We start from the raw sequence: 7028 nt of genomic DNA, 5'->3' as shown, positions 1-7028 counted from the left end.
TTCCAACATTTTCTTATAAAACATATTGAAAAAAGCCGTAGAATCGTATAATATAAGGCATGACAAAGAAATTAATTGGAATTTGTTGTATAAAATTTAAAATTTTGGTCACAAATGAAATTAAGAAACATCTAAAATTTTGGGAGGAGGTGAAAGACATGAACAAAACAGATTTAATCAATGCAGTTGCTGAAGCTGGTGAATTAACTAAAAAACAAGCTACTTTAGCAGTAGACGCTGTATTCGAATCAATTCTTGGTGCGTTACAAAACGGGGATAAAGTACAATTAATCGGATTTGGTAACTTTGAAGTTCGTGAGCGTGCAGCTCGTAAAGGACGTAATCCACAAACTGGCGAGGAAATCGAAATCGCAGCTAGTAAAGTTCCAGCTTTCAAACCTGGTAAAGCGCTTAAGGATGCAGTAAAATAATTACATAATTTAAGCGAAAAAGAAGGATGCTAAAAAAAGCATCCTTCTTTTTTTGCTAAAAAAGTCCAAAAAGTCTTATGTTTTTGGGACCAATAATTAATTTTGGACAAAGAAAGGCTTGAGTTTAGGTGGTCAAAAAGAAAGGAAAAAGAAAGTATCCTTCTTTTTTTTGCCTATAAAAAAAGAATTATGTTAAAATAAAACGAATCTGATAGTGAATATTAGAATTTTTTTTAGCATGGGGGATCAATTAATGAATGAAGTTAATTTAGAAAAAATTGAACAAGCGGTTCGTCTAATTCTCGAAGCTATCGGTGATGATCCAAATAGAGAAGGAATTTACGAAACGCCAAAACGAGTTGCGAAAATGTATGCTGAAGTATTCTCTGGTATGCGCCAAGATGAAAAAGCTCATTTACATAAAGTATTTGGTGAAGATCATGAAGAATTAGTTCTTGTTAAAGATATTCCATTCCATTCAATGTGCGAGCATCATCTATTACCTTTTTACGGAGTTGCACATGTAGCGTACATACCTAGAAATGGTAGAGTAACTGGTTTAAGTAAATTAGCACGTACTGTAGAAACAGTAGCTAAAAGACCTCAATTACAAGAGCGTATTACTGCCTCTGTAGTTGATGCAATTATGGACGTACTGCAACCACACGGAGCAATGGTAGTTGTAGAAGCTGAACATATGTGTATGTCTATGCGTGGAGTAAGAAAACCAGGTTCAAAAACTGTTACAACTGCTGTGCGTGGCTCACTTAAAGAAGATGTGCAAGGAAGAAATGAAATTCTTGCAATGATTCATTCAACTAAATAGAAGTAATTAATTAAAAAGCAGGGCGTTTGATAGGCAGTCTAAAAAGCCGGGAGTCCTGCTTTTTTTAAAATATTCATTTATAAATAATGCAAGTTGATTGAGAAATCAACTTATACCATCTAAAATACTTATGGTATAATGAAAAAATCAGTTATAAATGGAATGGATGGAAATAATGAATAGTATTCACGAGTTAAAAAATGAAGTAATCTCTCAAATCTTACATACGATTAGACACCCATATTTAAATCAACATCTTCAGGCACCGACCATTGATGATGTAAAGGTTACTTTATTAATAAATTTATTAAAAGAACACAATTTTACGAGTGATAAAATTGTACATTACTGTAAAGCCTTGATGATTCATCAAATTGCATTAGATACACATGAAAAGGTATCCACATTTGAAGGTACACCAATGGATCGTGAAAAGAAACAATTAACCGTTTTAGAAGGGGACTTATATAGTGGACTATATTACGATGCTCTATCTAAAACTGGGGAAATTGGATTAATACGAGAACTTTCATATGCTGTTAAAGAAATGAATGAAGAGAAGATCAATCTAGTTCACGAACAATTTAATTCAATAGAAGATCTTTTCAACTGTATAACTGTAATCGAATCAACTATACTTGTACATTTTGCAAAATTTATATCAGCTGAAGAATCAATAAAGCATATTGAGCAAGAATGTTTAATGTCAAGACTGAAAAAAGAATTCGAACAATTATCAGTTGAAAACTGCTCTGATTTTATTTCGCAATTTCAAAGAATAATCGGGATTGTTGATTTAGCTAAAACAAAAGAAGAATTATCAAAAATAATACAATTACAAAATTAATCTACATAGAAGTAATCGTAATTAGTTTAGTGGGGGTTTATATGACTCAATCAAAAGAAGAACGCGTACATGACGTGTTTGAAAAGATTTACAATAAATATGATACAATGAATGGTATTATTAGTTTTAGACGACATATTGCTTGGCGCAAACAAACTATGAAAATTATGAATGTTCAAAAAGGTATGAAAGCGCTTGATGTATGCTGTGGTACTGGTGAATGGACAATTGCACTTGCAAATACAGTTGGAAAAGATGGAGAAGTAGTAGGATTAGACTTTAGTAAAAATATGCTATCTATCGGTGAAGAAAAAGTTAAAAATATGCATTTAGACCAAGTAAAGTTAATTCATGGAAATGCGATGGAGTTACCATTTGAGGACAACTATTTTGATGTTGTTACAATTGGATTTGGTTTAAGAAATGTTCCAGATTATTATCAAGTGTTGAAGGAAATGACTAGAGTCGTTAAGCCTGGAGGTATTGTTGTGTGTTTAGAAACATCACAACCGACTGCATTTGGTATTAGACATGTGTATAAAGCGTATTTTAAATACATCATGCCGATTTTTGGGAAAATATTTGCTAAAAGCTTTAAAGAATATTCTTGGTTACAAGAAAGTGCAAGCACGTTTCCAGGAATGAATGAACTTGCAAATCTTTTCAAAAAAGCAGGGTTAGAAAAAATAAAAATTAAACCTTATACTTTTGGTGTAGCAGCAATGCATTTAGGTGTTAAACCAAAAAGCTAGTTACAAAAAAGCGAGAAAATGGGATGAATAGTAAGGTGAACGGAATGAAGGTTAAATGGAAATATTCTTATTTAAAAAAGGACATTAATGAGATTGAAAGCACGCTTCATAAAGTAGTCAATTCTTCACAACCAATTTTGAAAAATGCATCTATACAGTTGCTTGAATCTGGTGGGAAAAGAATTAGACCAGTTTTTGTATTGCTTAGTGCTAAATTTGGACAATATAACCTTCAATCGATTAAAAATGTAGCAGCTACTTTGGAAATCATACATATGGCATCTTTAGTTCATGATGATGTAATTGATGAAGCTAGTTTACGAAGAGGTAAACCGACAATCAATTCAACTTACAATGATCGTGTTGCTATGTATGCAGGGGATTTTTTATTTGCAAAAGCATTGGAATGTATGTCAGAAATCGAAATCCCATTGGCCCATCAAAAATTATCTGAGACTATTTTAGAGATTTGTTTAGGTGAGATTGAACAAATAAAAGATAAATATAATTTTGACCAAAATTTAAAATGTTATTTAAGAAGAATTAAACGAAAAACTGCACTTTTAATTTCAGCGAGTTGTGAAATTGGTGCAATTGCATCAGGAGCCTCTCCAGCTTTTCAAAAGTGTTTAAAAGATTACGGATACTATTTAGGTATGTCCTTTCAAATAATGGACGATATTCTTGATTTTACGGCTTCTGAGAAGGAATTAGGGAAACCATCAGGTAGCGACTTAATTCAAGGTAATATTACACTACCTGTCTTGTTTGCGATGAATGATTTAACTCTTAAAGAGAAAATAGAATCTGTTTATGAAGGAATCGATCCGGAAATTGTAAAACCTCTTATCAATCAAATTCGTAAAAGTACATATATTAAAGCAGCAAGAAAAGTTAGTGAAGCATATTTACAAAAATCTTTAAATAGTATCAATAGCCTTCCTAATAGTGAAGCAAAGGAAATGTTAATATTAATTGCTAAAAATATTGGAAATCGAAAAAACTAGAGGCGGGGAAAATGCTAGTGCATTTACAACTGCCTCTTTTGGCTTTTTAGATACGTATAAAATTCCTGTTATTCAGTTATATTTAGTAAAGTTAATCAATTATCTGGAAGCGATTTCAATTTTTACAATATAACAAGATTTTAAACTATTGATAATTTTATAAATTGATGTTACTATTCTAACTGTGTTGTTTATACATAATTGAAATCAAGTGAGGTAGAGCATAATGGAAAGAACTTATTTAATGGTAAAACCTGATGGTGTACAACGTAACTTAATTGGTGAAATCGTTTCACGTTTCGAAAAAAAAGGTTTCCAATTAGTTGGAGCTAAATTAATGCAAGTGAGTAAAGAACAAGCTGAAACTCACTATGCTGAGCACAAAGAACGTCCTTTCTTTGGTGAATTAGTAGACTTCATCACTTCAAGCCCAGTATTCGCTATGGTTTGGGAAGGCGAAAATGTAATCGCTACCGCTCGTCAAATGATGGGAGCAACAAACCCAAAAGATTCAGCACCAGGAACAATCCGTGGTGAGTATGCTGCAACTGTAGGTAAAAACATTATTCATGGTTCAGATTCACCTGCTAGTGCAGAACGTGAAATCGGAATTTTCTTCAATCAAAATGAATTAGTTGAATACTCTAAGCTTATTAAAGAGTGGGTATACTAATAAAATAGTTTTACACAAGGAAGTCAGCATAGGTGCTGACTTTTTTTATTTGAAATAGTGATCATGTGCCTAAGTTTTGACAAAAATATGCGCAGGAAATTACTTTTTTCGTATGGGATATTTCATTTTTTTGCAAAAAATCAAAAAAAGAGCCAAATTATGGTTCTTTTTTTATGTTAATTTCAGAATAGGTTGTGGTATAGTAGTAACTAATAATTTTAAACTTACTTAAAGAGAAGGTGTTGAAATGCGTTATTTAACAGCTGGTGAATCACATGGTCCACAATTAACTACAATTATTGAAGGCGTTCCAGCAGGCTTACCAATTTTAGCAGAAGAAATAAATGTTGAACTTCGTAGACGTCAAGGTGGATATGGAAGAGGGCGAAGAATGCAAATAGAAAAGGATACTGCTCAAATTACTAGCGGTGTTCGACATGGTTATACATTAGGCTCTCCTATCGCATTGGTTGTTGAAAATAACGACTTTAAACATTGGACTAATATTATGGGTCCTGAACCTTTGGACAATTTAGAATACGAAGGAAAAAGAAGCATTACAAAACCACGACCAGGGCATGCCGATTTAAATGGAGCTATAAAATATGGTTTTAGAGATGTAAGGAATGTTTTAGAGCGATCTTCAGCTCGTGAAACGACTGTACGTGTTGCAGCTGGAGCGGTGGCAAAAAAATTGTTGAGTGAGCTAGGAATCACAATTGCAAGCCATGTTATTGAAATTGGAGGCGTTAAAGCAAATAATCTTGACTATAAAAATGTAGAAGACTTACATAATAGAGCTGAAAACTCAGAAGTAAGATGTATAGACGCTGAAGCTACAGAAAATATGAAATCATTAATTGATGATGCAAAACAAAAAGGAGATTCCGTTGGTGGGATTGTAGAAGTTGTTGTTGAAGGTATGCCAGCTGGTGTTGGTAGCTACGTTCATTATGACAGAAAGCTAGACTCAAAAATTGCAGGTGCAATCGTAAGCATTAATGCCTTTAAAGGTGTAGAATTCGGCATCGGGTTTGAAGCTGGCTCACTACCTGGTAGTGAAGTTCATGATGAGATTGCATATTCAGAAGATCAAGGCTACTATCGATTATCGAACCGTGCTGGGGGTTTTGAGGGCGGTATGACAACTGGTATGCCAATTGTCGTTCGAGCAGTAATGAAGCCTATCCCAACGCTTTACAAGCCGCTAAAGAGCGTTGATATTGAAACAAAGGAAGTTTATGAAGCTAGTATTGAACGTTCTGATAGCTGTGCTGTACCTGCAGCAAGTGTCGTAGCAGAGCATATTGTTGCTTGGGAAGTTGCAAAAGCAATTATTGAACAATTTGAATCAGATCAACTTGAGCGTTTAAAACGTAATATTGAAGATTTCCGTGAGTATGCGAGGAATTTTTAATGAATGTGATAACTGTAAATACAAGCTCTAAACAATATGATGTTTGTATAGGGTTTGGAGTATTGAGTGAACTGCAGTCAAAGTTGGACAGCTTAGTTCCTAAAGTTTCCAAAATACTAATCATTACAGATGATCAAGTTGCTCCACTTTATTTAGAAGAAGTACTACTAAATTGTAGTAAAACAAATAAAGTTGAACACTTTATCATTCCACATGGTGAAAAAAGTAAGAGTTTTGCAATATACGAAAATTGTTTAACCTATTGTTTTGATGTCCAATTAGATCGTAATAGTTTAATAATTGCATTAGGTGGGGGAGTAGTTGGTGATTTAGCAGGATTTGTTGCTGCTACTTATATGCGTGGTATTCGTTTTATCCAATTACCTACTACTTTACTAGCCCACGATAGTGCTATTGGTGGTAAAGTAGCTATAAACCTTCCAAAAGCTAAAAATATAGTTGGTGCATTTTATCAGCCGGAATTAGTATTGTATGAATTAAGCTTTTTAACTACTTTGCCAATAGAGGAATGGAGATCAGGTTTTGCTGAAATTAGTAAGGAAGCTATGATTTCTTCTAACGACAATTTGAATTGGTTAATGGATCATATTCTTTCACTTGAAGAGTTAGATGATGAGTTAGTTGAAAAATGTGTGACAATGGGAATAAGTGTAAAAAATGAAATTGTATCTAAGGACGAAAGAGAAACTGGTGAAAGAGCATTTTTAAACTTAGGCCATACACTTGGGCATGCAATTGAAGCTTATTTAGGTTATGCTAAAACAACTCATGGTGAAGCAATTGCATTTGGAACTTTATTTTCAATCTATTTAAGTGAACAGTTCTTTAAGGTTGACTTAAAATTTAATGAGTTATTAAATTGGTATAATCGATTGAACTATCCTGTTTATTCAAATTTAGAATTAGAACCAATTATAAATCTAATGAGACAAGATAAGAAAAATATCGATTTGAAAATAAAATATATAATCTTAAAAAGTTTTGGAAATCCAGTGATTTGTGAATTAGAGGAAGACTTTATAAAAGAAAATTTAGATCGTTTTTTAAAACAAAT

8 protein-coding genes are annotated in these 7028 nt (G+C 32.9%); all 8 read left to right on the top strand.

Features of this window, described 5'->3' with window-relative positions; genetic code table 11:
- Nucleotides 1-158: 158 nt before the first annotated feature.
- Nucleotides 159-431: an HU family DNA-binding protein gene (locus CN514_RS11790; RefSeq protein WP_056466694.1), complete on the top strand. Its 273-nt coding sequence runs from the start codon at nucleotides 159-161 to the stop codon at nucleotides 429-431.
- 253 nt (nucleotides 432-684) lie between these two features.
- Nucleotides 685-1257, top strand: a complete 573-nt coding sequence (gene folE / locus CN514_RS11785; RefSeq protein WP_088010688.1) for a GTP cyclohydrolase I FolE — start codon at nucleotides 685-687, stop codon at nucleotides 1255-1257.
- Nucleotides 1258-1432: 175 nt separating this feature from the next.
- On the top strand, nucleotides 1433-2104 hold the full coding sequence (locus CN514_RS11780) for a heptaprenyl diphosphate synthase component 1 (protein ID WP_176525882.1): 672 nt from the start codon (nucleotides 1433-1435) through the stop codon (nucleotides 2102-2104).
- A gap of 41 nt (nucleotides 2105-2145) precedes the next feature.
- Nucleotides 2146-2856 (top strand): demethylmenaquinone methyltransferase, encoded by a 711-nt coding sequence (locus tag CN514_RS11775; RefSeq protein WP_056466685.1) that lies wholly within the window; start codon nucleotides 2146-2148, stop codon nucleotides 2854-2856.
- 44 nt (nucleotides 2857-2900) lie between these two features.
- Nucleotides 2901-3863: a heptaprenyl diphosphate synthase component II gene (hepT, locus tag CN514_RS11770; protein WP_098232746.1), complete on the top strand. Its 963-nt coding sequence runs from the start codon at nucleotides 2901-2903 to the stop codon at nucleotides 3861-3863.
- 226 nt (nucleotides 3864-4089) lie between these two features.
- Nucleotides 4090-4536, top strand: coding sequence for a nucleoside-diphosphate kinase (gene ndk, locus CN514_RS11765; RefSeq protein ID WP_025671395.1), 447 nt, complete (start codon nucleotides 4090-4092; stop codon nucleotides 4534-4536).
- Nucleotides 4537-4783: 247 nt separating this feature from the next.
- Nucleotides 4784-5953 (top strand): chorismate synthase, encoded by a 1170-nt coding sequence (aroC, locus tag CN514_RS11760; RefSeq protein ID WP_098232745.1) that lies wholly within the window; start codon nucleotides 4784-4786, stop codon nucleotides 5951-5953.
- Nucleotides 5953-7028 (top strand): 3-dehydroquinate synthase (gene aroB / locus CN514_RS11755; protein WP_098232744.1); only part of this gene is annotated, 1076 nt, incomplete at its 3' end. The genes aroC and aroB, both read left to right, overlap by 1 nt.

The organism is Bacillus sp. AFS001701, from assembly GCF_002559405.1.
In the GTDB taxonomy this organism is placed as follows: domain Bacteria; phylum Bacillota; class Bacilli; order Bacillales; family Bacillaceae_G; genus Gottfriedia.
The sequence above is the reverse complement of the archived record's forward strand: the minus strand, read 5'-3'. Positions and strand labels throughout refer to the sequence as shown.

What these genes read in the sequence shown, in the direction of transcription:
- CN514_RS11790 (WP_056466694.1), top strand. Translation starts at nt 159, where the DNA reads ATGAACAAAACAGATTTAATCAATGCAGTTGCTGAAGCTGGTGAATTA.
- folE (WP_088010688.1), top strand. Translation starts at nt 685, where the DNA reads ATGAATGAAGTTAATTTAGAAAAAATTGAACAAGCGGTTCGTCTAATT.
- CN514_RS11780 (WP_176525882.1), top strand. Translation starts at nt 1,433, where the DNA reads ATGAATAGTATTCACGAGTTAAAAAATGAAGTAATCTCTCAAATCTTA.
- CN514_RS11775 (WP_056466685.1), top strand. Translation starts at nt 2,146, where the DNA reads ATGACTCAATCAAAAGAAGAACGCGTACATGACGTGTTTGAAAAGATT.
- hepT (WP_098232746.1), top strand. Translation starts at nt 2,901, where the DNA reads ATGAAGGTTAAATGGAAATATTCTTATTTAAAAAAGGACATTAATGAG.
- ndk (WP_025671395.1), top strand. Translation starts at nt 4,090, where the DNA reads ATGGAAAGAACTTATTTAATGGTAAAACCTGATGGTGTACAACGTAAC.
- aroC (WP_098232745.1), top strand. Translation starts at nt 4,784, where the DNA reads ATGCGTTATTTAACAGCTGGTGAATCACATGGTCCACAATTAACTACA.